The sequence below is a fragment of the Halomonas sp. PA16-9 genome (assembly GCF_009728585.1).
Lineage (GTDB): Bacteria > Pseudomonadota > Gammaproteobacteria > Pseudomonadales > Halomonadaceae > Vreelandella > Vreelandella titanicae.
On sequence record NZ_CP040451.1, the window covers coordinates 3,372,982 to 3,399,306 of the forward strand.

At 53.9% G+C, this 26,325-nt stretch carries 24 protein-coding genes and 2 pseudogenes; 17 read left to right on the forward strand and 9 right to left on the reverse strand.

What is annotated here, in order from left to right; all coding sequences use genetic code 11:
- Nucleotides 1-29 precede the first annotated feature (29 nt).
- Nucleotides 30-1,559, reverse strand: a complete 1,530-nt coding sequence (locus FDY98_RS15755) for a bifunctional sugar phosphate isomerase/epimerase/4-hydroxyphenylpyruvate dioxygenase family protein (protein WP_340146599.1) — start codon at nucleotides 1,557-1,559, stop codon at nucleotides 30-32.
- The gene (locus FDY98_RS28365) at nucleotides 1,538-1,873 is read right to left on the reverse strand and encodes a sugar phosphate isomerase/epimerase family protein (protein ID WP_340146600.1); all 336 of its coding nucleotides are present in this window, start codon (nucleotides 1,871-1,873) and stop codon (nucleotides 1,538-1,540) included. Before FDY98_RS28365 ends, FDY98_RS15755 begins: the two co-directional genes overlap by 22 nt.
- Before the next feature lie 465 nt (nucleotides 1,874-2,338).
- Here FDY98_RS28365 and FDY98_RS15760 point away from each other — a divergent pair, with 465 nt between their 5' ends.
- The 7 genes and pseudogenes from FDY98_RS15760 (at nucleotide 2,339) to FDY98_RS15790 (ending at nucleotide 9,537) form a co-directional block, all read left to right on the forward strand.
- Nucleotides 2,339-3,340 carry a tripartite tricarboxylate transporter substrate binding protein gene (locus FDY98_RS15760; protein WP_027958714.1) on the forward strand — a complete coding sequence of 334 codons (1,002 nt, stop codon included), beginning with the start codon at nucleotides 2,339-2,341 and terminating at the stop codon, nucleotides 3,338-3,340.
- Nucleotides 3,341-3,398: 58 nt separating this feature from the next.
- Complete coding sequence (locus FDY98_RS15765; RefSeq protein ID WP_022521126.1) at nucleotides 3,399-3,875, forward strand: tripartite tricarboxylate transporter TctB family protein; 477 nt, start codon at nucleotides 3,399-3,401, stop codon at nucleotides 3,873-3,875.
- Nucleotides 3,876-3,896: 21 nt separating this feature from the next.
- Nucleotides 3,897-5,399, forward strand: a complete 1,503-nt coding sequence (locus FDY98_RS15770) for a tripartite tricarboxylate transporter permease (RefSeq protein WP_022521125.1) — start codon at nucleotides 3,897-3,899, stop codon at nucleotides 5,397-5,399.
- 74 nt (nucleotides 5,400-5,473) lie between these two features.
- Nucleotides 5,474-6,136 (forward strand): HAD family hydrolase, encoded by a 663-nt coding sequence (locus FDY98_RS15775; protein ID WP_022521124.1) that lies wholly within the window; start codon nucleotides 5,474-5,476, stop codon nucleotides 6,134-6,136.
- A 114-nt stretch (nucleotides 6,137-6,250) separates the two neighbouring features.
- Nucleotides 6,251-7,045 (forward strand): IclR family transcriptional regulator domain-containing protein, encoded by a 795-nt coding sequence (locus tag FDY98_RS15780; protein ID WP_022521123.1) that lies wholly within the window; start codon nucleotides 6,251-6,253, stop codon nucleotides 7,043-7,045.
- A gap of 143 nt (nucleotides 7,046-7,188) precedes the next feature.
- Nucleotides 7,189-8,038: pseudogene (locus FDY98_RS15785) on the forward strand (DUF72 domain-containing protein).
- A gap of 155 nt (nucleotides 8,039-8,193) precedes the next feature.
- Nucleotides 8,194-9,537 (forward strand): sodium-dependent transporter, encoded by a 1,344-nt coding sequence (locus FDY98_RS15790; protein WP_027958716.1) that lies wholly within the window; start codon nucleotides 8,194-8,196, stop codon nucleotides 9,535-9,537.
- Nucleotides 9,538-9,626: 89 nt separating this feature from the next.
- Here FDY98_RS15790 and FDY98_RS15795 read toward each other — a convergent pair whose 3' ends face one another.
- The gene (locus FDY98_RS15795; protein ID WP_022521120.1) at nucleotides 9,627-9,842 is read right to left on the reverse strand and encodes a PA3496 family putative envelope integrity protein; all 216 of its coding nucleotides are present in this window, start codon (nucleotides 9,840-9,842) and stop codon (nucleotides 9,627-9,629) included.
- Nucleotides 9,843-10,167: 325 nt separating this feature from the next.
- Here FDY98_RS15795 and hexR point away from each other — a divergent pair, with 325 nt between their 5' ends.
- The 3 genes from hexR to FDY98_RS15810 all read left to right on the forward strand — a co-directional run bounded on the left by hexR (nucleotide 10,168) and on the right by FDY98_RS15810 (nucleotide 14,524).
- Entirely contained in the window at nucleotides 10,168-11,022 is an 855-nt protein-coding gene (hexR, locus tag FDY98_RS15800) for a transcriptional regulator HexR (protein WP_022521119.1), read from the forward strand.
- Nucleotides 11,023-11,099: 77 nt separating this feature from the next.
- On the forward strand, nucleotides 11,100-13,298 hold the full coding sequence (gene uvrD / locus FDY98_RS15805) for a DNA helicase II (RefSeq protein WP_027958717.1): 2,199 nt from the start codon (nucleotides 11,100-11,102) through the stop codon (nucleotides 13,296-13,298).
- A 131-nt stretch (nucleotides 13,299-13,429) separates the two neighbouring features.
- Complete coding sequence (locus FDY98_RS15810; protein WP_022521118.1) at nucleotides 13,430-14,524, forward strand: TRAP transporter substrate-binding protein; 1,095 nt, start codon at nucleotides 13,430-13,432, stop codon at nucleotides 14,522-14,524.
- 79 nt (nucleotides 14,525-14,603) lie between these two features.
- Here the strand turns inward: FDY98_RS15810 and FDY98_RS15815 are convergent, their stop codons facing one another.
- On the reverse strand, nucleotides 14,604-15,020 hold the full coding sequence (locus tag FDY98_RS15815; RefSeq protein WP_022521117.1) for an acyl-CoA thioesterase: 417 nt from the start codon (nucleotides 15,018-15,020) through the stop codon (nucleotides 14,604-14,606).
- Nucleotides 15,021-15,228: 208 nt separating this feature from the next.
- Between FDY98_RS15815 and FDY98_RS15820 the strand changes: the two genes are divergently transcribed.
- The 7 genes and pseudogenes from FDY98_RS15820 (at nucleotide 15,229) to FDY98_RS15850 (ending at nucleotide 21,768) form a co-directional block, all read left to right on the forward strand.
- Complete coding sequence (locus tag FDY98_RS15820) at nucleotides 15,229-16,116, forward strand: PstS family phosphate ABC transporter substrate-binding protein (RefSeq protein WP_230804270.1); 888 nt, start codon at nucleotides 15,229-15,231, stop codon at nucleotides 16,114-16,116.
- Nucleotides 16,117-16,250: 134 nt separating this feature from the next.
- On the forward strand, nucleotides 16,251-17,366 hold the full coding sequence (locus FDY98_RS15825) for an ABC transporter permease subunit (RefSeq protein ID WP_022521115.1): 1,116 nt from the start codon (nucleotides 16,251-16,253) through the stop codon (nucleotides 17,364-17,366).
- Nucleotides 17,363-18,786, forward strand: a pseudogene (pstA, locus tag FDY98_RS15830) (phosphate ABC transporter permease PstA). The gene FDY98_RS15825 and the pseudogene pstA overlap by 4 nt, the downstream one beginning before the upstream one ends.
- On the forward strand, nucleotides 18,780-19,595 hold the full coding sequence (gene pstB, locus FDY98_RS15835) for a phosphate ABC transporter ATP-binding protein PstB (protein WP_009286293.1): 816 nt from the start codon (nucleotides 18,780-18,782) through the stop codon (nucleotides 19,593-19,595). The pseudogene pstA and the gene pstB overlap by 7 nt, the downstream one beginning before the upstream one ends.
- Before the next feature lie 31 nt (nucleotides 19,596-19,626).
- Nucleotides 19,627-20,352 (forward strand): phosphate signaling complex protein PhoU, encoded by a 726-nt coding sequence (phoU, locus tag FDY98_RS15840; RefSeq protein ID WP_009286294.1) that lies wholly within the window; start codon nucleotides 19,627-19,629, stop codon nucleotides 20,350-20,352.
- 78 nt (nucleotides 20,353-20,430) lie between these two features.
- Nucleotides 20,431-21,186, forward strand: coding sequence for a sulfate transporter CysZ (cysZ, locus tag FDY98_RS15845; RefSeq protein ID WP_009286295.1), 756 nt, complete (start codon nucleotides 20,431-20,433; stop codon nucleotides 21,184-21,186).
- 87 nt (nucleotides 21,187-21,273) lie between these two features.
- The gene (locus tag FDY98_RS15850; protein ID WP_022521113.1) at nucleotides 21,274-21,768 is read left to right on the forward strand and encodes a copper chaperone PCu(A)C; all 495 of its coding nucleotides are present in this window, start codon (nucleotides 21,274-21,276) and stop codon (nucleotides 21,766-21,768) included.
- A gap of 92 nt (nucleotides 21,769-21,860) precedes the next feature.
- Here FDY98_RS15850 and FDY98_RS15855 read toward each other — a convergent pair whose 3' ends face one another.
- The 5 genes from FDY98_RS15855 to phoB all read right to left on the reverse strand — a co-directional run bounded on the left by FDY98_RS15855 (nucleotide 21,861) and on the right by phoB (nucleotide 26,245).
- Nucleotides 21,861-22,211 carry a hypothetical protein gene (locus tag FDY98_RS15855; RefSeq protein ID WP_022521112.1) on the reverse strand — a complete coding sequence of 117 codons (351 nt, stop codon included), beginning with the start codon at nucleotides 22,209-22,211 and terminating at the stop codon, nucleotides 21,861-21,863.
- 477 nt (nucleotides 22,212-22,688) lie between these two features.
- Nucleotides 22,689-22,991, reverse strand: coding sequence for a hypothetical protein (locus tag FDY98_RS15860; RefSeq protein ID WP_022521111.1), 303 nt, complete (start codon nucleotides 22,989-22,991; stop codon nucleotides 22,689-22,691).
- Between the two features lie 650 nt (nucleotides 22,992-23,641).
- Nucleotides 23,642-23,956, reverse strand: a complete 315-nt coding sequence (locus tag FDY98_RS15865) for a hypothetical protein (RefSeq protein WP_022521110.1) — start codon at nucleotides 23,954-23,956, stop codon at nucleotides 23,642-23,644.
- A 304-nt stretch (nucleotides 23,957-24,260) separates the two neighbouring features.
- Nucleotides 24,261-25,553 (reverse strand): phosphate regulon sensor histidine kinase PhoR, encoded by a 1,293-nt coding sequence (gene phoR, locus FDY98_RS15870; protein ID WP_155705950.1) that lies wholly within the window; start codon nucleotides 25,551-25,553, stop codon nucleotides 24,261-24,263.
- Between the two features lie 2 nt (nucleotides 25,554-25,555).
- On the reverse strand, nucleotides 25,556-26,245 hold the full coding sequence (gene phoB / locus FDY98_RS15875) for a phosphate regulon transcriptional regulator PhoB (protein WP_009286297.1): 690 nt from the start codon (nucleotides 26,243-26,245) through the stop codon (nucleotides 25,556-25,558).
- Between the last annotated feature and the right edge of the window lie 80 nt (nucleotides 26,246-26,325).

The following is a 26,325-nucleotide window of genomic DNA, read 5'->3' on the forward strand; positions in this document are numbered from 1 at the left end:
CACCGCCGCATTGTTTTCGTTTTGTCTAATTAGCGCTGGGCGGCCTGAGCGGCCAGGCGAATACCCGCGTTGGCAGCACCAAACTGCTGGTAGGTTCCACGCCGCTCAACGATTTCGAAGAAGAATCGGCCCGAGAACGTTTCGGTATAGGCGTGGAGAAAGTCGCCTTCGTCGTTGCGATCAAACAGAATATTGCGCTTACGCATTGCCTCTAACAGCTCCTCTTCCAGCCCGTAGCGTGCTTCAAGATCGTCGTAGTAATTCTGCGGAATTTTCAGCAGCGGCAAGCCGCGCGTTTGTAGCTCATCAACCGTGGCGAAGATATCGTGGCTTTCAAAGGCGATCTGCTGCACGCCACCGCGAAACTCGCTCAGAAAACGCCCTGGCTGGGTATCCTGGGCCTGTGAAACCGTCAACGGGATGCGAATACTCTGCTCTGGGCTAATCACCGCTTGGCTGATCATCATGCCCCTTGGGTCGATGATCTCGTTCTCTGCGGCCGCGTTAAATCCAAATACGGTGCGGTGAAAGAGCTGCCAACTGAGTAGCTGCGTAGCGGGCAGTACGTAAGAGAGGTGATCTACCCGGGTGAGACCGGCCTCATTGCGGCTCTCTTGGTCAAACAGTTCAAAATCGGTTCGCCACTGCAAGTCCTCAGCCGCTTGATCATCCACCAGGTAAACAAGGCTGCCTTCTATACCCCGCAGCGCTGAGATTTCCATCTCGCCTTCGCCCACCTGGCCACGGAATGTCTGTGCTTTAAATGCTTTTGCACGGGCAAGCCCGCGTTCAACATCATCAACACGGAAACCCACCGCACACACTGAGGTGCCGTGAAGCAGCCGGAAAGTATGGGCAAAGCTGTCCGTTTCAAAATTGAGCACCAGATGAATCTCACCCTGCTTCCAGAGCTCGACATTTTTGGAGCGATGGCGGCCTACATGACGAAAGCCCAGTGCATCGATAAATTCGCCGAGCGGCGCGGCGCTCTCTTCGTCGAGGGTAAACTCTATAAAATGAATGCCGTTGTAGTTGGGCGCCGGGGGAATAGGGCTTGCCCAGGGGCCCTCCTCGATAAGGTTTTCGAGCAGAATGAGCGAACGAAGACCATCCAGGGCAGTGATTTCAGTTGGTGCGGCGCGAAAGGCGTCGCTAAAAATTTCCAGCGACAGCGGGCCGTCGTAACCGGTTTTGGCGAGTTCGGCCATGAAGGCTTTCAGCGGTAGGCGACCTTGGCCGGGAAAGCAGCGGAAGTGACGGCTCCACTGCAGTACATCCATATCCAGCAGCGGCGCATCTGCCACCTGGACGAAGAAGATCTTTTGTTTAGGGATTTTGCCGATGGCAGAGAGATCATGGCCACGCGATAGAATGTGAAAGCTGTCGAGCACAATGCCCAAATTAGGATGATCGACGCGCCGCACGGCTTCCCACGTATCGCGGTAGTCAGAAATATGCCTCCCCCAGGCCAACGCTTCAAACCCCACCCGAATATTCCGCTTCGCTGCCAGCTCGGCAAGCTCGCGCAAATCGGCCACTACGCGATCCATATCGTCCATGGCCTGAGGGATACATTGCTACACACCAGCAGAAAATCAGTGCCTAACTGCTCCATCAGTTCAAATTTTCGCTCTGCACGCTTTAGATTGCGGCTGCGCTGCGGCTCCGGCATCGCCTCAAAATCGCGAAACGGTTGAAAGGCAACGATCTTCAGCCCCAGGCGCTCACACAGCGCACGCACTTCCTGCGGCGAGCCATCAAAAGAGAGCAGGTCGTTTTCAAATATTTCTACGCCATCAAAACCGGCACGGGCAATGGCTTCCAGCTTAGTTCGCAGGTCTCCGCTTAAACAAACAGTGGCGATTGCGCGCATAGCATCCTCCCAGGTAGTGCTTTCAAGCGAATGAGCTCTAGCACCACGACTATTATGTGTCGCTATGGCTGAGCTAATGGCTTTCAGTATAGGTGACCATTGTTCGCATAGCGTTCTTTAGTTCGCATTATGCACGATAGGACGGGGGGTGGCAACCTGTTCCCTATACGACTAACACGACACCTATCAAAAACCGTTACTATATAGAGGTAATAGAGGTTTATTGTTATCAGAAACAATGGCTAATGCGCCCAAAACTCTATTAACACCTGCTAAAACAGCATGTTTAGTACTGCCTTGTAACGGCCATCACGCAATATTAAACCTTGGTCTTATACGAAGGTTTGTTGATTGACAGCCGCCATAGCGATCACTAGTGTTCGCCTTAAGCACTTAAGTTCGTAAGGCGAACTAATATCGCCTTTGGCAGCAACTAATATAATAACTCGTTGGAGGATAAGCATTATGACTAAGCCACTTTTCACCCAGTTGGCTATCGCTATCGGCTCTTTGGCAGTCGCGGGGGGCGCCCTCGCCGATTATCCTGACCGTAACATTCAAGGTACCATCCAGTGGGGAGCCGGGGGCGCCACCGACAACGTCGTACGCAGCCTGACGCCCCACGTGGAAGAGGTTCTGGATACCACTATTGTTCTCACCAACCGTCCAGGGGGTACTGGCGTTATTGGCATGAACCACGTCATGCGCCAGCGCCCTGACGGCTATAACCTGCTGTTTGGTGCAGAGAATCCCCAGCTATACCCACTAATGGGCTTAGCCGATTTCACCTACGATGATATGTATCCTATCAATATTATCGGCCAAGGCCGGGTGGTTATTGCCACCCATCCTAATAGCCCATTCGATACTTTCGCTGAGCTGCTTGAGTACGCCCACGAAAACCCCGACGAGCTCAAAATGGGCGGTACCGGTGCCGGTGGCTTGCCCAGTACGATTCACGCAATGATCAACTCTGTCGACGATCTTCATGTTCGCACAGTGACCTTCGGTGGAGATGGACCTGGTGTTACGGCACTGCTGGGTGAACATATCGACTTTATGCCGCTAAGTCTTTCTGCTGTGGCCGAACAAATCCGCGCGGGCCGCCTGAAGGGCCTGGCCGTGCTGGGTAGTGAAGAACTGGAGGATCTGCCGGACGTTCCGCCGATCACCGATGCTATCCCAGAGCTTGATTCATTCTTGCCTTGGGGCCCGTTCTGGGGTGTCTTTGTGCGTGAAGATACACCCGATGACGTAAAAGCTACCTTGGAAGATGCTTACGAGCAGGCCGTTGCCAGCGATGGTTTCCAAGAGTTCTTAGCTAATTTTGGTGGCGAATCGCTCAACCTCAACGGTGAAGAAGCGCAGCAATACCTGGATAACTGGCAATCCGTCACAGCATGGTCAATGTTCGAAGCGGATGCGGTCGAAAAATCCCCTGAAGAGTTAGGTATTCCACGCCCCTAACGCTATCTTCCTATGACTTAGGGGACAGGATTACCACCTGTCCCCTTGGAGTCTCTGTATGACTAAAAAAATTGAGCGCGTTCGGGCGGGAGAAAAGGTCTTTGACTGGTTGCTTCTGCTGTTTAGTGTCGGCGTCCTCTACGAGGCTTATCGTATCGATAATGGGGTGCAGCTGAACTCCGCTGGCTCATTTCCTGTCGGGCTCGCCTTGATAATGCTCGCTTCCTCAATAGCCATTATCTTCAGCCATCGGCGCAAGCAGCGAGATCCCCAAATTCACAGCGCTAGCCAAGAGTTTAAAGTGTTTTTACATGAGCATTTTAAAACGCATATTGTGGTGTTCTCGATAGTATCGATGCTCTATTTAGTAGCTATCGTATGGACAAGCTTCTATGTAAGCACCTTTATCTTTTTAGCCGCTATGTTCATTTATTATCGTCAAGGAAAAATCATTAGTTCTCTAGTGATTGCTTCGCTTGCCATTGCGGTAATTTATGTACTTTTCACGATAGTGTTTCGTGTCTATCTTCCTTGATAATGAACCCCGAGGCATCCAATGAGTGATACCTTCTCCTATCTGCTCATGGCTTGGCTTGATCCAGGTCTATTGGGCTTAACTGCCCTGGGCGTGATCGCCGGTATTTACATCGGCGCTATTCCCGGCCTCTCGGTTACGATGGCCGTCTCCATTCTGATTTCATTTACGTTTTCCTGGGACATTAATAACGCGCTAGCGCTGATGGTGGGTATTTATGTCGGCGGCGTTTACGGCGGTTCGCGCACGGCCATCCTGCTCAATATTCCTGGTGCCCCATCAGCGGTCACAACTGCTTTCGACGGTTACCCGTTAGCCCAGAAAGGTGAAGCGGGCAAAGCGATCGGTCTGAGCACCGTGATGTCGGTCATCGGTGGCTTGATTGGTGTGGCCGTACTCGCTGCCACGGCCCCGCACCTTGCCGATCTTGCTCTTAAATTTGCCCCCCGCGACTACTTTTTAATCGCCGTCATGGGTTTACTATTGGTCAGCTCGCTATCGGGTAAATCGCTTGCACGCGGTATTTTCTCTGTCGCCCTGGGGGCCACCATTGGGTTGGTCGGCATGGACATGGTAACCGCCCAGCCACGCCTAACCATGGGTAGTATGGAACTGCTGGGCGGGATTCATTACGTGGTGGTCATGATTGGCCTGTTTGGTGTCGCGGAAGCGTTTTACCAGCTACATAATATGGCCAAAGTGCCCGTTAAACAGAACGTCGATAAGATCGTTCCGCCTCTTAATATGGTGCTCAAGTTTTTACCGCTTTCTTTACGCACGTCTATTATCGGCGTCGTGGTTGGCGCTCTCCCCGGTACTGGCGGAGATATTGCATCACTGTTTGCTTATGATCACGCCAAGCGCACAGTTAAAAACCCTGAAGTGCCTTTTGGTGAAGGCGCGTATGAAGGGCTTGTGGCACCTGAAACCGCCAATAACGCAGCAGTGGGTGGCGCTTACGTACCTATGCTTACCCTCGGCATGCCGGGTGACGCAGTCACCGCCGTTATTATCGGTGCACTAGTCATTCATGGCCTGAATCCAGGCCCAATGCTGATGATCGAAACACCCTATATCTTTTGGTTTACGGTCGGCAATTTAGCATTGGCCAATATATTCCTGCTCATCTTTGGGCTCACCGGTATTAAGCTTTTTTCAAAAATTGTTGAAGTGCCTAAAGCCATTATGATCCCGCTGATATTGGTGCTGTGTGTGGTAGGTACCTACTCGCTTAACAGCAGCATGACAGAAGTTTATTGGATGCTAGGCTTTGGCATATTGGGCTACTGGCTGAAGATGTTTGGCTTTCAGATGGGCCCGATTATTCTCGGTGTCATTCTTGGCCCGCTGCTGGATGAATCTTACCGACAGGCTATGTCATCGGTCGGTGACAGCAGTACGGATTTCCTACTCGCGCTGGTAATCAACCCACTTTCATTAGTGCTTACCTCAGTGATTGTGCTGGTTTTACTAGGCAATACTCCCCTAAAAAGTTGGTTATATTCACGCTTCAAACGTAGCTAATGTTCGTGTAACGGCACTTGTCGCCTAGGTATAGTGCCGTTTTTTGCCTGGAACCTAGCCAGCGGAGTAGTTCCGTGAGTGATGACGATACGATTCCTTCTTATGCATTGGTGTTTGACTTCGATGGCGTTGTTCTCGATTCAGCAACCCTAAAACGCCAGGCGTTTGCCGACGTATACTGTCAAGCGCCGGAAGCTCAGTACCGCGCCATCGTGGCCTACCTTAGCAGACGCGGTGGTCAGCCTAGAGAGGTCAAGTTTCGCCATATTGAAGAACACATCCTGGGCAAGCGAGCCAGTGACGCACGTATTCAGGCGCTTTGTGAGCAATTTAAAGCCAGTGTCGAAGAGCACTTACTGACCGCACCGCCCATTCCCGGAGCGCTAGAATTTTTAAGCGATTGGCACCACCACCAGTGGCTATATTTGCTCTCTGCCACCCCCGAACAGGAACTCAAGGCCATTGTGGAGCAGCGCCAGTTGGCGCCTTACTTTAAAGAGGTGGTGGGAGCGCCCCCAGACAAAGCCACGGGCTTACGCAACTTACTCACCCGACACCAACTAGCAGTGAAAGCCACCGTTATGATTGGCGATTCGTATAATGACTATCGCGCCGCACGCTCAAACGGAACGCTTTTTGTCGGTGTTACAGCGAATCCCGCTCAATCTCCTTTCCCAGCCGATGTCATCACGATTAAAGATCTACGCACATTGGTTCAAGCGCTCAACCGTTTATAGCGCCGTACACGGCGAATATATTCGCCAGCCAAAGTCGCGCATACATGTTCGCCATTCGAACAATATGCTATATTGATCTTTAAAATTTACGCCTATTCCGATGAGTGGACACCGATGGAAGAACAGCTTCAGGATGAAATGTTAACCCCCGATGACCGCGACTTCGTGACCGCGCTGGCGAGTGGCCTGGAAGTGATTTTAGCATTTGATGAGGGCCACCCAAGGATGACGCTTAGCGAAGTGGCCGCACGCACAGGCATGAACCGGGCCAAGGCCCGACGCTTTCTGCTCACCCTGCATGCACTCGGCTATGTGCGCAAACAGCAGCGCTACTTTGAGCTAGCGCCGCGAGTACTGCAACTGGGTTACTCGTTTTTGTCCGCCAATAATTATCGCAGCGCTATTCAGCAGTATTTGGAGGAGATAACCAACGAATGCGGTGAGTCATCCTCATTGGGTGTACTTGATGGCGATGATGTCATTTATGTTGCGCGCTCAGCGGCGCGTCACCGCTTGATGGCCATTACTCTGTCCATAGGAACCCGTTTACCGGCCGCATACACCTCAATGGGGCGCGTTCTGCTAGCCCAGCTGTCAGAGGCTGAGTTGGATGCCTACTTAGAGCGAATAACCCTACAGCGCCATACGGATAAAACCTTTACCTCTAAAAGCGAACTAAAAAAGTGTATTCACAAGGCCCGCCAGCAAGGCTACGCCATTGCCGATCAAGAGCTGGATTCAGGCTTACGCTCGCTGGCGGTACCGGCGTTTGATGCGAATGGCAAACTGTTAGGGGCTATTAACATTAGTACCAACGCGGCACGTATCGATTTAGACACCCTGCTCAAAGAGTACTTGCCGCTGCTGCAATCAAAAGCGCGTCTTATCCGCACCACCATTAGCTGCTAACCCGCCAGTGCGCCAGCCTCTGCTCACCCACGGCATACTGGCGCCGCATCTATAGACGTTTTAGAGCCGCCATTCACGCTTAACGGGCAAGGCTCTTAACCTGTTACATTAGCGCTTGATCTTGTCGATGTAGGCTGGCACCCATGACGCTTCCTCTTTATCTAGGCTTGCCTATGTGGGCCAATCAAGACTGGCTGGGCAACCTTTATCCACGCCACGCCAAAACTGAGCTGCTAAGCGATTACGCGGCGGTGTTTTCCAGCGTTGAGGGCAACACTACCTTTTATAGCGGTACCCCAAAGCCGGACACCATTGCTGCCTGGGCGCGCCAGGCACCATCCCACTTTCGCTTTTGTTTTAAATTACCTGCCAGCGTAACCCACGATCAACGGCTAACGCGGTTAGAGGAGGCCTGGGCATTTTTAGCGGCGCTAGAACCTCTGCACGACCGCCTTGGCCCCACCATGGTGCAACTACCACGAGATTTCGGTCCCCAAGAGCTTCCCCAGCTTGAAGCGCTACTTGCCGCTTGGCCTACCCATTTGCCTTGCGCGGTCGAGGTTCGCCATCCTGAGTTTTTCCACAAAGGGGCCGCCGAAATTGCCCTTAACCGCCTGTTGATAACTTATTCGGCCAACCGCGTGATGCTCGACGTGCGCCCGCTCTTCTCAACCCCGGCAAATGACCATTTGGGCTTGGCCCACGCCCAGCAAGAAAAGCCGAAACTCCCGCTACACGTGCTTTCCACGGCAAATTTTCCTGTCATTCGCTTTATTGGCCATATTGACAAAACGATTAATAGTGACTACTTCACCGCCTGGAAAGCCCGCCTAAAGCTGTGGATAAGTCAGGGGAAACCCCTTTCTTTTGCATACTGCGGACAACCGCGAGTCTCCCCACATGGCCCGCTTACTCTATAACGCACTAGGAGAAGTGACGCCATTACCCGCTCTTGGCCCCTTCGCGGGTGAAAAGCAAAGCCAACTGTTTTAACCCACCTTTTTAGGTCAGCTAACTGGCATGCTTGCGGTCGATCAGATAAATTGCGCTTACTTTCGGAAAAGCACGCTGGCAATGACGCAATTTTCCGAAAACTAGCGTGTTCAACACGCAGTGACTTACACAACAATCGACTTAATGGGTGATGTATGGCGAAGCTTGCGCATGCGCAGTGGTCATCGCGAATGACCTTTGTGCTGGCCGCCGCTGGTTCGGCGGTGGGTCTAGGGAATATCTGGAAATTTCCGTATATGGTGGGTGAAAGCGGCGGCGCTGCTTTCGTATTTGTGTATTTGCTCTGTATCGCGCTGATCGGCTTGCCCATTCTTGTCTCTGAGTGGCTATTGGGGCGGCGCGGCCAGAAGAACCCCGCCAGCACCATGTCAGAACTGGCGCGCACGGCGAAAAAGCCCAAAGCCTGGGCCATCGTGGGCATTAGCGGCATTGTCGGGGCCTTCTTGATTTTATCGTTTTACAGCGTGATTGGCGGCTGGTCGCTCTACTACACCGTCAACTCGGTGAGCGGTACTTTTAGCGGTCAAGATGCCGATGGCATTGGCGCGCTATTTAATGGCATGTTGAGTAACCCTGGGTTGCTGCTGCTGGGCCACTCCGTGTTTATGCTGCTGGTCATTGGGATTGTCGCCCGCGGCGTTACCAAAGGCCTTGAAGGCGCTGTACGCATTCTGATGCCAGTCCTCGCACTGCTGTTGGTCGTGCTGATTGGTTACGGCATGACAACCGGCCACTTTGGCGAGGCGTTGACGTATATGTTCAACCCGGACTGGAGCAAGCTCACAGCAGAAACTGTGCTAGCCGCCTTGGGCCACGCCTTCTTCACCCTCTCACTGGGTATGGGCATCATGATGGCTTACGGCTCTTATCTGGACAAAGAGATCAATCTGCTGCAAACAGCCCGCACGGTCATTATCATGGATACCGTCATCGCTTTAGGCGCGGGTTTAGCTATCTTCCCGATCGTGTTTGCTAATAATCTGGATGTCGCTTCGGGCCCAGGGTTGATTTTCGTCACCCTACCGCTGGCCTTTGGCAATATTGATGGTGGTTTACTGTTAGGTTTGATGTTCTTTCTGCTACTGACATTTGCGGCATTAACATCGGCCATTTCACTGCTTGAGCCCGTGGTGGAATTCATTGAAGAGCGCACGCCGCTAGGCCGCGTCATGGCTACCGTTGTGGCCGGTGTGGGTGCTTGGTTACTGGGTATTGCAGCGCTGCTGTCATTTAACGTGTGGAGCGAACCGCTGCTGTTTGGACTGGGCGTGTTTGACCTGCTGGATACGCTGACCAGCAAAATAATGCTGCCGCTGACGGGGCTGGGTGCAATCCTATTCACCGCTTGGTGCCTGGAGCGCAGCAGTGTGGAAGACGAACTGGGTCTTTCAGCGACCGGCAAGAGCGTATGGAACATCATCGCGCGCTATGTAGCGCCCGCTGGCGTTATTGCCGTGTTCGTAACAGGGCTAATCTAAGCTGAGCCGCCAAGGCCCTGCTAACCGGCAGGGCAGCGTGGTTCTGCGCAGATAATAGTTGCGCCCCTAACCTCTTGGCACCCTAAAACTTAGTGCAATTCGCTCTCTTGCCGATCTTCATCAGGCAAGGGGGCGATATCCCGCGATAACTTTTGAAACTCACGATGAAGCTCAATACCCCGCCGCGCTCTTAAGCTGCGTTGGGCAGCGCTGCGCTGGCGCTGGGCATGCTCATCGACTTCCATACTCATAAAGATGTCGAGCAATTCGCTTTTAACCGAGGTAATTCGTTCGACGTTTCTCATAATCGACGTTCCTCCAGATGAATATGCCTTCGTCCACCTGCATCCGTGACGACTGTGATGATGCAGTGCGGCACTTCAATTATTACTATAACCTACTTGACAAAATGATGACCAATCTTAAAAAAACTGACTAACGACCTTAAACGCTGTTGGATCGCTGCCTAATAGTTTGTGGCCCTATGGGCTCATTGAGGCATACTGTCCTTATCGCATTGAAGCAATACGAAGCATCACAGTGAGCAGATAGGCAGAAACGGTCGTTTAAAACGACTGTATATTGGCGTACTGTTAACTACCTGTTGGTTGAGCACCCAAGGAGCTGAACGTGAGTCGCGCCCTGTTCGATGAAATGAGACGCCGCATGGAGCACTTTCGACGCTCCGAGCAAAAAGTGGCGCGGTTTGTACTGCGCAACCCCGAAGAGGTCATCCACATGCGCATTGTGGATCTGGCCACCGAAGCCACCGTTAGCGAACCTACCGTGGTGCGCTTTTGTCGTGCGCTGGGGTGCAATGGCTTTCAGGATTTCAAGCTACAGCTGGCGCAAATGCTGGCCAGCGGCAGTCAGTTCGCGCAATTCTCCATGAACGACAGCGACTCGGTCGCTGAATTTTCCCACAGCATCTTCGATTCGACCGTGGGTACACTGCTCTCGGTTCGTGACCGGCTGGATAACGATGCCCTGGGCCGTGCGGTAAACGCCCTGGCGATGGCCAACCGGGTCGAGTTCTATGGCTTTGGGGCTTCCGGTGCAGTGGCCTTTGATGCCCAGCACAAGTTTTTTCGCCTGCAGATCTCCACTTCTGCCTACGCCGACCCGCATATGCAGAATATGTCGGCAGTGACCTTGAACGATGGCGATGTGGTGGTGGCAATTTCACAAACCGGCCGTACCAAAGCGCTAGTCGCCAGCGTACGCCTGGCTCGCGAGGCGGGTGCAACAGTCATTGGCCTGTGCCCCAGCGGCTCGCCACTCGCCGAAGAGGTCAGCCTGCCGCTGTATATCGATGTTCATGAAGACACCGAGATTTACACCCCGCTTAGCTCGCGCATTGCCCATCTGGTGCTGATCGATGTACTCGCCGTGGGTGTGGCCAAAACCCGCGGGCCGAAACTCGCCGAACAGCTCAAAGCGGTTAAAAAGAGCCTAAATACGCTGCGCTTTCCTGAAGAATCCTAATCGTTAACCTGTATACACAGCCAGTTCGCTGGCTGTGCTAGACTAGCCGCCTATTTTTTGATCCGGCAGCGGCTACTATGGACGACGTCACGGCGATTCTCGATCAGCTCAACTCCGCCCAGCGCGAAGCAGTGAGCGCCCCCCAAGGTAATCTGTTGGTGCTCGCAGGCGCAGGCTCCGGTAAAACCCGCGTGCTGGTGCATCGCATCGCCTGGCTGATGCAGGCCGAAGGGCTGTCCCCTTATGCCCTGCTGGCAGTGACCTTTACCAATAAAGCCGCCAAAGAGATGCGCACCCGCCTTGAGGCACTGCTGAGCATCTCGATGCGCCATGTATGGGTGGGCACCTTTCACTCCATCGCCCACCGCCTGCTGCGCACCCACTGGCAGGACGCCAAGCTGCCGCAACACTTCCAGGTTATCGATTCTGACGATCAGCTACGCCTGGTCAAACGGTTGCTGAAAGATTACTCCATCGACGACGAACGCTTCCCACCCCGCCAAGTGCAGCACTTTATCTCCGGCTGCAAAGAGGAGGGGCTGCGCCCGCACCAGGTCAATGTGGATGGCGATGCCTACATGGGCCAGATGGTTGAGCTCTACGAGCGCTACCAGCTCACCTGCGAGCGCGGCGGCCTGGTCGATTTCGGTGAACTGCTGCTGCGAAGCCTGGAGCTACTACGCGACAACCCGGCGCTGTTAAACCACTACCAGGAGCGCTTTGGTCATGTACTGGTAGATGAGTTCCAAGATACCAATACCCTGCAATACGCTTGGCTAAAACTGCTCACCGGCATGAAGACGCCGATGACGGCGGTGGGTGATGACGACCAGTCGATCTACGGCTGGCGCGGTGCCAAGGTGGAGAATATCAGCCGCTTTGAGCAAGAGTTTCCGCAAACCCACACCGTACGGCTTGAACAGAACTATCGCTCCACCAGCGCCATCCTGGAAGCCGCCAATACGCTGATCAGCCACAACAGCGAGCGGATGGGTAAAAACCTGTGGACTAACGGCATCGAAGGCGAGCCGATCTCAATTTACGCTGGGTTTAACGACCTGGAAGAAGCCCGCTATATCGTCGATACCATCAAGGAGAAGGTCGACGAAGGCTTTAACCGCCGTGATATCGCGATTCTCTACCGCTCAAACGCTCAGTCGCGGCTGCTGGAAGAGACGCTGATTCGCCAAGGCATGCCCTACCGTATTTACGGCGGCCACCGCTTCTACGAGCGCCTGGAAATCAAGAATGCCCTGGCCTACCTTCGCCTGATGCTCAACCGCGACGACGATGCCTCGCTGGAGCGGGTGATTAACGTACCCACTCGCGGCATCGGCACGCGCACGGTCGAGATTGTCCGCCTGCGCGCTCGGGAACAAAGTATCCCTCTCTGGCAAGCGCTCCACGATGCGATTAACGACGGCACCTTGAAAGGCCGCGCGGCCAATGCCGTGCAAACCTTCGCCAACCTGATCGAGCAGCTCGATAACGATGCCTCTGGCATGGCGCTGCACGAAATTATCGATCACGTCACGATACACACGGGTCTGATAGAGCATCACAAAAGTGAGCGCGGCGAGAAAGGCCAAGCGCGGGTCGAGAACCTGGAAGAGTTGGTTACCGCTGCCCGTGCCTTTACCCAAGGCGATGTCTTTGAAGCGCCTGAAGCGGGCGAAGGCATGGCGGCACTGGAAGCATTTCTCTCAGAGGCCGCTCTTAACGCAGGCGACCACGAAGCCGAAGAGTTTGAGGACAGCGTACAGCTGATGACGCTGCACTCCGCCAAAGGCCTGGAGTTCCCGGTAGTATTTATTGCAGGTGTCGAGGAGGGGCTGTTTCCACACAAGATGTCCCTGGAAGAGCCGGGTAGGCTCGAAGAGGAGCGCCGGCTCTGTTACGTCGGCGTCACACGCGCTATGCAGAAGCTCTACCTCACACACGCCGAAACCCGCCGCCTGCACGGCAAAGAAGTGTTTCCACGCCCGTCGCGTTTTTTGCGCGAACTACCGCCGCACCTACTCGAAGAAGTCCGTCTGCGCGGGCATATTTCCCGCCCAGTCACCGCGTCGCGCACCTCCTTTGCTCAGCAAAGTGTCGAGAGCAGCGGTGATATACCCGCCTTACATGTCGGCCAAGGCGTTGAGCACCCGGTGTTCGGCGAAGGGATTATTCTTAACGCGGAAGGCGAAGGTGCCCGCGCCCGGGTACAGGTCAGCTTTGAAGGCGAAGGGGTCAAATGGCTAGTGCTTGGTTTTGCTAAGCTAACGCCGCTTTAAGCCGCTACGCGCGTGGCGTTGAGTGCAATGGCTTGCCGATTAAAACCCGCTTAGCGCATACTGGCGAACGGACATTGCGCCTTTGTGCGCGCTGACAAAAAAATCCTATAATCTCCGGAGTTTTGCTCACCATGCAACGCCGTCACTTCCTCAAAACTGCCAGCCTTGGCGTCGCCGGGGCCGTTGCCGCCCCCTTCGTAACCACCTCAAGTGCTCGCGCTCAAGAAACCTTCACCTGGGACATGGTCACCTCGTGGCCAAAAAACTTCCCTGCCCTGGGTACTGGTGCGAATGATTTCGCCCGCCGGGTAGAACAGCTTTCCAACGGCCGCATGCAGATCCGCGTCCACGGCGCGGGTGAACTGGTACCTGCCCTGGAAGTCTTCGATGCGGTAGCAGCTGGTACCGCTGAAATGGGCCACTCTGCCTCTTACTACTGGCGTGGCAAAGTCGCTGCCTCACAGTTCTTTACCGCTGTACCCTTCGGTATGACGACTACCGAAATGAACGCCTGGTTGTACCACGGCGGCGGTCAGGAGCTTTGGGATGAGATCTACGCCAATCACAATCTGAAGCCGTTTGCCGTGGGCAATACCGGCACGCAGATGGCGGGCTGGTTCAAGAAAGAGATCAACTCACTCGACGACATGCAGGGGCTGAAACTTCGCCTGCCGGGCCTGGCGGGTGAGGCGATGAACGGCATCGGCGTCAGTACGGTTACTATGCCAGGCTCAGAAATTTTCACCTCGCTGCAAACCGGCGCGCTGGATGCCGCTGACTGGGTGGGGCCGTATAACGATATGGCATTCGGCCTGCATCAGGTGGCTGACTACTACTACACCTCGGCGTGGAACGAGCCCTCTGCGGTACTGGAAGGGACGATCAACCTGGATGCCTGGAACTCCCTGCCAGAAGACCTGCAGGACGTGATCCGCGAAGCGGCGCGGGCGTCTAACCTGGCCATGATCAGCGAATTTGCCTTCCGCAACGCGCAAGCACTGGAAACTCTGGTCGATGAGCATGGCGTTCAGCTACGTACTTTCCCTGACGACGTAATGGCAGCGCTTCACACCTCTTCACTGGAAGCCATCCAGCGCCAGGTCGACAGCGACGAAGAGTCTCGCCGTGTTTACGAGTCTTATTCAGCTTTCCAGAAGCTGCTGCGCCCGTTCAGCGATGTGGGTGAATACGCCTACCTCAAGAACCGCGATAACGTCGACGGTTAATGAGCCGCTAGACAAATAAACGATAAGCACGACAAAAGGGCGCCCTAAGCGCCCTTTTGCTATTTCAAGTTGAAGTGAGCTAGTCGCTATGTACTGCTCGGATGCGCCCATTATCGTCCAGCGCAACCATCACAAAGCGCGCCTCGGTAACTTTTTGGCGCTCCTCTATGCGTTGCCCATGGGGAGGACGCACCCAGACCTCCACATCAATCTTGATCGAGCTATGACCAATTTCTTGCACTTGGGTGTAAACGCTGACCATTGAGCCAACGCGCACCGGGCTTAAAAAGTCCATGGCTTCAATCGCCACGGTCGCCGTGCGACCACCCGCTTCACGACCGGCCGCCAGCTCAGCCGCCTGGTCCATTTGATTGACCAGCCATCCACCGGGTATATCACCATAAAAATTGGTATCTTGGCGGGAAGCCAGTAGTTTTAAAGTAAGCTGCCCTTGAGGGGCCGGTACGTCATCCAAATCGGTTTCCAGAAGAGTCATGAGTTAGTCGCTTAGTCAGTTTATTGTTGTAAACGTTGCAGAGTGGCACGTTGTTTATGCGTGTTGCTGCATCGCAACACAAAGGAATGAATTTAGTTAACCATAAGAGGACGCTCGTTTGAATACTCGTTTGACGACTCTTTGCATTAATCGGAGGTTAACTTCCGCCGTCCGTCGCACCGTATTGAGCGGAGTGGCGTTTATACTGATGCTGATAACGCCCCTGACCTGGGGGCAGCAGCCAACAGTTATTAGCGGCACCTTGGGCGCGGTGGGCTCCGACACTATGGCGGGGCTAATGCTGCGCTGGGGTGAAACCCTCACCACCCGCTATCCTGACGTAAAGCTGCAGTTTCAAGCAAGTGGTTCAGCCAGTGCGCCCACGGCGCTGATGGCTGGCACCACCCGGCTTGGTCCGATGTCTCGTCCGATGACCAGCGAAGAGCGTGATAACTTTATTGAGCGCTATGGCTATCCACCGCTGGAATTAAAAGTCGCCCGTGACGCACTGATTGTAGTCGTACACCGCCATAACCCCTTGCGCGCTCTGACCCGCCAGCAGGTTGATGCGATCTTCTCAACCTCGCTGGCCTGCGGTGGTGAAACGCCGATCAGGCGCTGGGAGCAGCTATCGGCAACCCGTGACTGGTCATTTGGTAGCATTGCGCTGCATGGGCGTAACCTTGCCTCGGGTACCCATGGGCTATTTCAACAGCGGGCGTTATGTGGCGGTCTTTTTCGTAACGACATTAGTGAGCACCCCGGCTCATCGGCGGTGGTCGCGGCCGTTGGCGAATCTGCCAATGCGATGGGCTATGCGGGGTTTAACCACCTCACCCCAGCCGTGCATGCATTGAGCCTGTATAACGATGATGGCATTGCGATACCGCCCGATGAAGCGGCTATACAGAGCGGTGACTACCCGCTGTCGCGCTATCTTTACCTCTATGTGAACCTACCGCCGGGGGAGAACTTACCCCCCGCCGAGCAGGCACTGCTCAAGTTGATTATGTCCGATGAGGGCCAGCAGATTGCGCGCGCATCCGGCTTTGTACCATTAACCTCCAGTGTCCTTAGTGCACAACAGAGGTGGTAAACCACTGTCATCTAACTGACACATAATTGTCTTAGGGTAGGGATCCTGTCTATGTACTGTTTTTCACCACATCCTGGTTTTTCACTACCTATTGGTCAGCGCTATGATCACCTCGGTTTTGCCATGATATCCACATGACCCTACCTCGGTTAACCTCTACTCGACAGCCGCTTAGGCTGCTGCAAGACCGCATGGCCACCGGTTTAATCACCGCTGGCGGCATAGGTGTGCTGTTGGCAATCCTGGCTATCGGTGTCTTTTTGGTATGGGAAACCCTGCCGCTGCTGGCGATTGGCGATACCTTAGCGCTGGCTAAGCTCTCTCCCCTGGCGTGGGGCACGCTCAAAGCCGCCCTAGCCGCACTGCTGTTCGCCATTCCCGTGGCCTTGGGGGCCGCCATCTACTCCGCGCTGTTTATGTCAGCGCGCCTGCGCTCGCGGATCAAGCCCGCGCTCGAAATGATGGAGGCGATCCCCGGTGTGGTGGTGGGCTTTATTGCCGGGCTTATTTTGGCACCTTGGGTAGAACGCCATCTCGCCAGCGCTTTGGTGCTGATCATTTGGCTGCCGCTTAGCGCAGCGCTTGCCGGCTTACTCTGGCAGTGGGCCAAAACACGCCTACGCCGCCGTTTACCGCTCTCTTGGGCGGGTCTCTGGCTAGTTCCCTGGCTCTCTGTAATGGTGGCGATAGCACTATGGCTCGCGCCCTGGATGGAGCAGCAGTGGTTAGGCGGTGATTTACGCCAGTTACTCGACCAGCGCTATGGCATGGATTACGCCACCCGTAACGCACTGATTGTCGGCATTGCCATGGGCTTTGCCGTTATTCCCAGCATCTATTCACTGGCAGAAGACGCGCTCGCCGATGTGCCTGCCAGCTTAATCGAGGGCGCCCAGGCGATGGGGGCCAGCCGCTGGCAGGCGCTATGGAAAGTGGCGCTGGTGGCAGCGGGCCCAGGTATCTTCTCGGCGATAATGATCGGTGCGGGCCGGGCGGTGGGCGAAACCATGATAGTGCTTATGGCCAGCGGTAATACGGCTCTGTTTAGCGCCAGCCCCTTCGAAGGCATGCGCTCCATGGCCGCGGCTATCGCCATTGAGCTGCCTGAAGCGTCACCCGGTGGCCAGACCTACCATCTGCTGATCTTGGCCGCACTGGTGCTGTTTATCTTCACGTTTCTGGTCAACACCCTTGCCGAGGTCGTCCGCCAACGCTTACGCCGCCGCTTCCGCCAGATGGGGGGCACATGATGAACTCTGCGACCCACACCGCCTCTCGCCGCCGTCGTTTTAGCCGGGTAAATGATGTATGGCCCTGGCTTTGCGCAGCCAGCGTAGCGCTCTCCCTGCTGATGCTGGGCGCCTTACTCGCGCTACTGCTGGTACGCGGGCTAGGGCACTTTTGGCCCGCTACGCTGGAAGAGGTCACCCTTGACTCGGGTGAAACCTTTGCTGGTCAAGCTGTGCGCGAAGTCGCGCTACCCCAGCGAGCTGGGGATGAACGCCTCTACTTTACCGGCAACCAGGATATAGAGGGCGTTCGCTGGCGCTGGGTGGCGATTGATGACATTGCCGAGCGCGCCCAGCCAGACGATTTGATTCGTCTTGATCGCAGCCCCTGGGGTGACTTTATTGGCCGTTTGGTGGCCATTGAGCAGCATGATCAACGCTGGGAGGGAGACGCTGCCTGGCAGCGATTAAACGCTTTATTGGTACTTCCCGCCAGCCAACGCCAGGATAGCCAACTGCTGCTTACCACCGTGGACGGCCAAACCCTGCGCCAACCGCTGGCCAGCGTGGCGAGCGCTCAGGCTCCCAATGCCATGAGCGTGTGGCAGAAAACGCTCGCCTGGGGGATGCGGTTTGGCGGTTTCTGAGTGAGGGCCCACGGGCCGCCAATACCGACGGTGGCGTCTGGCCCGCGATATTTGGCACGGTGCTGATGGTGATTTTAATGTCGGTGATGGTGACCCCGTTTGGGGTGCTGGCCGCTATTTATCTCAATGAAATCGCTCACCAGGGGCGGCTGACCCGGCTGGTACGTATTGGTGTGCGCAATCTGGCGGGCGTTCCGTCGATTGTGTATGGCGTATTTGGTTTGGGGGTGTTTGTGTACGGCATCGGCGGCTCGCTGGATGAGTGGTTTTTCAGCGATACCCTACCTTCGCCCACCTTTGGCACCGGCGGCCTGTTATGGGCGTCGCTCACCCTGGCACTGCTGACCCTACCAGTGGTGATTGTGGCAACAGAAGAGGGGCTGGCGCGGATTCCCGAGGCGCAGCGGGAAGGCGCCGTGGCGCTCGGCGCCACGCGCTTAGAGATGCTCACCCGCATTGTACTGCCCATGGCGGCCCCCGCCATGCTGACAGGCGTCATTTTAGCGGTAGCTCGCGCGGCCGGCGAAGTAGCGCCGCTAATGCTGGTTGGCGTCGCTAAGCTGGCGCCTCAAATGCCCATCGATGGTGAGTTTCCTTACCTACATTTAGAGCGCAAGTTCATGCACCTTGGCTATCATTTATTTGATACCGCCTTTCACGGCGAAGATGTGCAGGCTGCCATACCGCTGGTTTACGCCACAGCGCTACTTTTAGTGTTAATTGTGCTGGTGCTTAACCTAACTGCCATATTTCTGCGTCATTATCTTAGGCGTCAACGGGGAAACGAATGCTAGCGTCATTACATTCAGCCAATACCTCTCAGGCACCAGTGGCGCACTTTTCGTCCGAGCACAGCTGCCTGAGTATCGATCACTTTAGCCTCGCCTACGCGGGGAAAGAGGCGTTGCGCGAGTTAACCCTCAGTGTTCCCCGGCATCGTGTAACGGCCTTTATCGGCCCGTCAGGTTGCGGTAAGTCGACGTTGTTACGGGCAATTAACCGTTTGCACGATCTTAATGAGTCAGTCACCCACAGCGGCCAAATCACGCTGGAAGGGCAGGATATTCATGACCCGCAAATGAATGTGACTGAGCTGCGGCGGCGTGTCGGGATGGTGTTTCAAACGCCCAACCCCTTCCCTATGTCGATCTATGAAAACGTGGCCTTTGGGCTACGACTGCAACAGCGCATGCCCAAGCGCAAAAGGGACGACATTATTGAGTGGGCGCTAACTTCCGCCGCTCTGTGGGATGAAGTGAAAGACCGCCTACACCGTTCCGCTTGGCAGCTTTCCGGTGGCCAGCAGCAGCGTCTGGTGATCGCCCGTACCTTAGCAGTACAACCCGACGTGCTACTGCTTGATGAGCCAGCATCAGCTCTAGACCCAATTTCAACCCTCAAAATTGAGGAGTTGATCCGTAACCTCAAGTCGGAGCTGACGCTGATCCTGGTCACCCACAATATGCAACAAGCGGCGCGCGTATCGGATTACACCGCCTTTTTGCATCAAGGGGAGCTGGTTGAATACGGCCCTACCGATCAGGTCTTCACCAACCCCCGTTTGCAACGCACTGAAAACTACATCACCGGCCGTATCACCTAGGCCTTAGCAACTGAACCGTCAGGAGTGCTCCATGGATATTACTAGCGACTCTCACAGCCAGCATATCTCTCGCCAGTTCAACCAGGAGCTGGAAGAGCTGAAAACCCACCTGATGGCCATGGGCGGTCTGGTGGAAAAACAAGTGCAGGACGCTGTCTTTGCCCTACTGGAAGGAGACACCCGGTTAGCCGAGCAGGTGCGTGACAATGACCGCCAAGTCAACGACCTGCAGCTGCAAATCGACGACGAATGCACCCGCGTACTGGCGCGCCGCCAGCCTGCTGCTTCCGATTTGCGTCTGGTGCTGGCCGTCATCCGCGCCACCTCAGACTTAGAGCGCATTGGTGATGAAGCCAGTAAAATCGCCCGCAACGCCCTGCTCCTGAGCGAAAGTTCTAGCACCATTCGTGGCCTGGTGGAGGTGCGTCACATTAGCGAGCACGTACGTAAAATGCTGCGCGATGCGCTCACCGCCTTTGCCCGCTTTGATACCGACCTGGCTATGCAGGTCGTACGCGAAGACGAACTGGTGGATGACGAGTACAGCAGCGCTATGCGCTCATTAATGACCTTTATGATGGAAGACTCACGCTCTATTACGTCAGTACTCAGCATCATGTGGGTACTGCGCGCGCTGGAGCGGGTAGGCGACCACGCCGATAACCTTGCTGAGTACGTGGTCTATCTCGTCAAAGGTTTGGATATTCGCCATAGCGACACCGATGAACTGGAACCACAGGTGCCAAAAAAGTCTTGACCTGATGGGGCTTTCCTCCTGCAATACGTCCAGGCTGCCACGCAGCCTGGACGTTGGAATCACGAGGAGCTCACCTAAATGCTGGATGCTGTCACTGCGCTTAGCCGAGGTACACGCTGTGTGTATCAACCGGGTATGCGCCGCTATGTTTTTCTGCCTATTCTGGTCAACCTGATTGTCTACGTGAGCATGTTCAGCTTTGTGCTCAACCGTTTTGATGGCTGGCTCGCCCATTGGATGGGCATGGTACCCGCTTGGCTTGACTGGTTATCCTGGCTTATCTGGCCCCTGTTTGTGATTAGCCTGTTGGTGGTGGTGTTTTTTACCTTCACGCTGGTTACCAGCTTGATTGCAGCCCCTTTTTACGGCTTTTTAGCCGCCAAAGTTGAAATCCAAGCCACTGGCCGCGAACCCATTGATGACCGAAACCTGACCAAAACAGCCATCGATGCTGTGGGACGCGAGTTTGTTAAGCTCGCCTATATTCTGCCTCGTGCCGCAGGCCTATTTGTGCTTAGCTGGATTCCAGGCGTCAATATAGTTGCTCCGCTACTCTGGGCACTGTTTTCTGCCTGGGTGATGGCAATCACTTATCTAGACTACCCAATGGATAACAACAAAGTAACGTTTGCCGATATGCGCCAACGGCTCTCTAAGCGCTGGTGGCAAAGCCTCACCTTTGGGGGGTTAGTGACCTTAATTACCTGGATTCCGCTGGCCAACCTGTTTTTGATTCCCGGCGCCGTTGCGGGTGCCGTACTGCTGTGGGACGACCACTATAGAGACGTACGTAGCGACAAACGTGGCGATGCACGTGGCATTACACCGCAGTAGGCGCCTATTACCCAGGCTACGTCACTTTGCTACCTTTATGTTTTGTTCGTCTATCCTGGGCTCAATCAACAACAAAGGAATCACCGCATGATAAAACCGATGGCTTGGCTGGGTGGCGTACTCTTGATTGGCGCTATGTCTATTTCGATGACATCTATGGCGTTAGCCCACGACGTAAAAACAGAGACTCTTCGCATTGCGCACCCCTTCGCTACCCCAACCCCACCGGGTGCGGTAAACGGTGCCGCCTACCTTGATATCACCGCCGTTTCAGGCCCCGTCACTCTGGTTGGCGCGAGCAGTTCTGCGAGCAGCAACGTTGAGCTGCACGATATGCAAATGGACGGCGATATGATGCAGATGCGGCATGTGGACGAGATTCGTGTCGAGGCAGGGGAGACTTATACCATGCGCCCTGGTGGCGGCTTTCACTTAATGCTGATTGGCTTAACCGAGCCGCTGAAGGAGGGTGAGCGGTTTCCCCTCACGCTCACCTTCGCTGAACAAGGTGACGTAGACATCGAGGTCTGGATACAGAGCGCCCAAGACGGTAGCGAAGCTGCTGATGGGCATCACCACTGATGTCGTTGGCTTTTAACACATAGCAAAAACCCCACCAAAGCGGGGTTTTTAGCGAGTAACGCTTACATTAGCAGTTACACTTATCCTATTATTTACCAGTCGGTGCTATCACCTTCATCCCGGTTGAGTTCTCCAGGAGTGTAACCCTCTTGGCGAGAAGTAGGCCCTTTTTCAGCCGTAGAAGGACGGCTACTGGAAGGCGAAAAGTCCAAGCTATCAGCTTCGTCACGGTTCAAGTCGCCCGCAGAGACATGAGATGGTTTGGAAGCTGCATGCGACTCAGGTTTGTTAATGACATCCTGACCAGCGGTGCGGTCTTGGTTCAGTTCAATAGATGAGTGCGCCATCGCCATGGGGCTCGCGACCAAACCAAAAGCAATACCTACTATGGCGACTTTTTGGCTCATTTCTTTTAACAGCAAGATGTTCTCCTCATTATCCATGGATTCCGTTCATCGATGATTAGAACGGCTATTACGCTTTGCGTTGCATATTAGGCGTCAAAAAAGTTAGCTCACCCTTTACGGTCAAAATGATTGTGAGACCGGATGCCTGAGACATAACCCACCGGCAGGCTGATGATGGGCAGTGTATAAATAGCGACGCAATGAAATTAGGCTCCGCTAGAAAGCCGTACCTTAAACTAAAACAAGAATAGTGTGGGAGAGGTGTTGGATGCCACAAAAAATCAGACCCCGCATCAGCAGGGTCTAAGGACACAAGACTTTGACAATGACTAGCGCTAGCTTCCTTTCCTTTTGCGGGGCTGCTCCAACCTTGGAATTTAACCCTGACCAACGCTCTGATTGTCGTTTGATTCATTCCTTGAATCGATATGCATCCGTATCGGTGTGACACGCTTTCGCGTGTTTAGCTCACGTGTTAATCGTAATATATTTCTTCAGAATTGCAAATTTTTGTTACCAAACGTTTCCATCACCTACGTCTTGGGTCAAATCTTTTGCTGTGTACTCCGCTTGAGCGCTAGTGTGATGCGACTCTGCCTTGATGACTCGAGGGCGGTCGCCTTCGTCATACATCAAATCAGAGGGGCTAAATTTAGCCTGACCCGAGGTATGATGTGATTGAGCTTGAATAGGCTCATCGTCAACGGTCAAATCTTGATTTGCTTCGATGGACATATGGGCAAAGGCAAGCGGGCTTGCCAGCAAACCAAAAGAGAGACCTACGACGGCTGCTTTTTTAACAAAATCGTTAAACATACTATTTACTCCTGGTGACCGTTTGATACCGCTGAAGTGAAGTGAGAAGGGCTCTCTGGCCAGATCTCACTGCGGCTAGCTTCACTACCTCTAGAGAGCATATGTAATGCCAACTCTCTTATAAAAATAAAATACTTATATAAATCAATAATTTAAAATAAATACATTGCGCACAATTATACGCCGCTAAAAACAAAAGCACGCTAATTACATGTGCACTAATGACACATGCGCAAAACTGTCTGTGCCTTTATGACACACTCAGCAAAATAAAAGGCTCGATGCCAACAAAGCGCTACGGCATCAATTCATAAAAAACAAAACATGGCATTGGATAGAGAGGCGCAAAGAAAGATCGGCGGAAAAGATAGGGGAGAAAGTAGCGGGGGAATAAGCGAGATAAAAAGTAGGCAGCAAAAATTAGGCCCCGCATTGCGGGGCCCGATATCAGAATTGGCTATAGGTAATAACTAACGCTAGCTTCCACTCCTTGTGCGGGGCTCCAACCTTGGAATTAACCCTGACTAGTGTTCTGATTGCCTACTGATTCATCCGTGAATCTTAAAAGCATTCTTGCTTTTGTAACATCCTGTTAATCGCTTATTCATTCTCTGAAAAGCTTTTAATGATATCTAAAAGGTCATAGATAATTAGCTACCGCCATTTTCTTCTACAAGCTCATCCTTGTCATACTCAGCATCGTCTGAGTGACTGCTTGATTGCGGATCCATGTCGCTGGCACCATCACCTTCGTCATGGGTTAAATCGTCAGTCATGTCTGTTGTATCACTGCCAGTTGAACTACCGGTACCTTGGGAATCCATCGGTTGCTCGTCAGCGGTAATACCTTGGTTTTCGTCAATCGCCGAATTTTCATCAGTTTGTGCAAAAGCTAATGGGCTTGCCATCAGACCAAAAGATACACCTAAAATGCCAGCTTTCTTGAGAAAATCCTTGGACGTCATATCCTACCTCCGATCGCTGTTTAGTACCGCTTAATGAAGAAAGAAAGGCTTACTGAGAAGCCAGCAATTCCTGCGGTCATCTTCCTTCAATCTGTACTCTGCAGAAGGCATGCCAAAAAACTGAAGAATATAAATAAAAACAACAAAATCAAACTCTTACTTAAAAATAAGTTATGCCAAAAAGGCATCAACTGAGTCACCACAACGCTTTGAGCTGTGTAAAAATGGCACATGGGTAAAGCTTTACCAACCTTGCATGCCAATATTGCACATTGTTACAAATATTATGCGATGGAATGACTTGCTAAATTAAACAAGACGCGAGGGGGGGAAGGGCGCAGCGAAACAACGCACCCTTGCCGGGAAGGGACTCAATTTGTAGTTGCGCATCGTGGCGCAACAGCACGTGCTTAACGATCGCCAAGCCTAAACCTGTGCCGCCAGTCGCAGTGCTGCGCCCCTTATCAACCCGGTAAAAGCGTTCTGTTAGTCGGGGAATATGAACGGGATCAATCCCTTCACCGTTATCTTCCACATCGATATAGCCGCCACCAGTAGCGCTAGCTTTCCAGCGCAGGGTGATTTGGCTGCCAGCAGGCGTGTAGCGAACCGCATTAAAGGCAAGGTTAGAGACGGCGCTGCGAATCTCCTGTTCACTGCCTAACAGTCGGGCATCGCTCTCAAGGGCGACGGTAATGGTATGACGTTGATGCGATAGGGCCAGCGCATCATCACAAACGCTTTGCAGTAAAGGCTCGAGTGGCAGTGGATGATGATCTTGGCCGCCCTGGTCAATTTCCAAACGCGAGAGCAGCAATAAATCGTTGACCAGATTCTGCATCCGCTGGGTCTGTTCCTGCATTTGCTGAATACTACGTCCCAAGCGCGGCGGAAGCTGGTCGGAGATATCACTGTAGGTTTCCAAATAGCCGGAGAGAACGGTCAGCGGCGTACGTAACTCATGGGAAACGTTGGCGACAAAGTCGCGCCGCATCTGCTCAAGACGATGCAAGCGGGTGATATCGCGAGCCATCACTAAGCGTTCGTCGTCACCGTAGAGGGTAATTTGATACTGCAGGATTCGCCGTTCATCAATCGGTGAGGTGAGCGTTAACGGCTCACTGTAGTTACGCGCATTAAAATAGCTGATAAAGCCCGGGTCGCGCAGTAGGTTGGTAATGTGTTGACCACGATCATGGGCGGTTTGTAGCCCCAGCATGGCGGTGGCGGCGCTGTTCCACCACTCCAAATCACCGTGGCGATCAAGCATGACCACGCTATCACGCATTGCTTCAGACGACTCTTGAATACGTGCCAAAGTAGCCCGCAGACGGCTTTGGGTGATGCGCTGACTTTTTTGATAGCGGTATAAACGATCGAATAGCTCGCCCCACATCCCGCGAGCGGCAGGCGGTTCATCGTTAGGGTGGAGGGTGAGCCACAAATAGAGTTCGCGTAACTGTCGTAAGTGGTAAAACAGGCATCCCGCAAGCCCTGCTGCGAGCCCCAGCCCAGCCGAGCCCAACAGCCAGCCCAAGCAAGTGCCCAGCGTGGCCAGCCACGCTATTCGCCACAGCTCACGACTCCATAAACGCACATTTACACCCGTGCAGAGAAACGGTAACCGGTACCCCGAACCGTTTGGATCAGGTTTTGATGCACGTCACCCAGCGCTTTACGCAAGCGGCGGATATGCACATCGACCGTGCGCTCTTCAACGTAAACATTGCCGCCCCACACTTGGTCAAGCAGCTGGCTACGTGTGTAAGCGCGCTCTTGGTGAGTCATAAAAAACTGCAGCAAACGGTACTCGGTGGGGCCCATTTCCAGCGCTTTGCCGTGGGCACTTACCCGGTGGCTCACCGGATCAAGCAGCAGGCCGTTAATCTCAATCGGGTCTTCAACGCCACGTGGCGTCGCACGGCGCAGCACCGCTTTTAGCCGTGCCACCAATTCCCGGGGTGAAAAAGGCTTGGTGATATAATCATCGGCACCGGCTTCAAGCCCTTGAATTTTATTATCCTCTTCGCCTTTCGCGGTGAGCATAATAATCGGGATTTCAGCGGTGGTTTCTTCACGTTTTAGGCGTCTCGCCAGCTCAATACCGCTAGTGCCGGGCATCATCCAGTCCAGCAGCAGTAAATCGGGTTGGTGGTCGACCACCATGGCATGGGCATCCTGGGCGTTATCCGCTTCGAGCACGCGATAGTCAGCCATTTCCAGCGCTACCGCGATCATCTCGCGAATTGACGCCTCATCATCGACAATCAGAACGGTCTTGGCGGTCATACCAGAGCCTCACGGTGTTCAAAGAAACTAGTTCAAAGAAAAACAGTTCAAAGATAAACAGATCAATGACATGTCAGTGA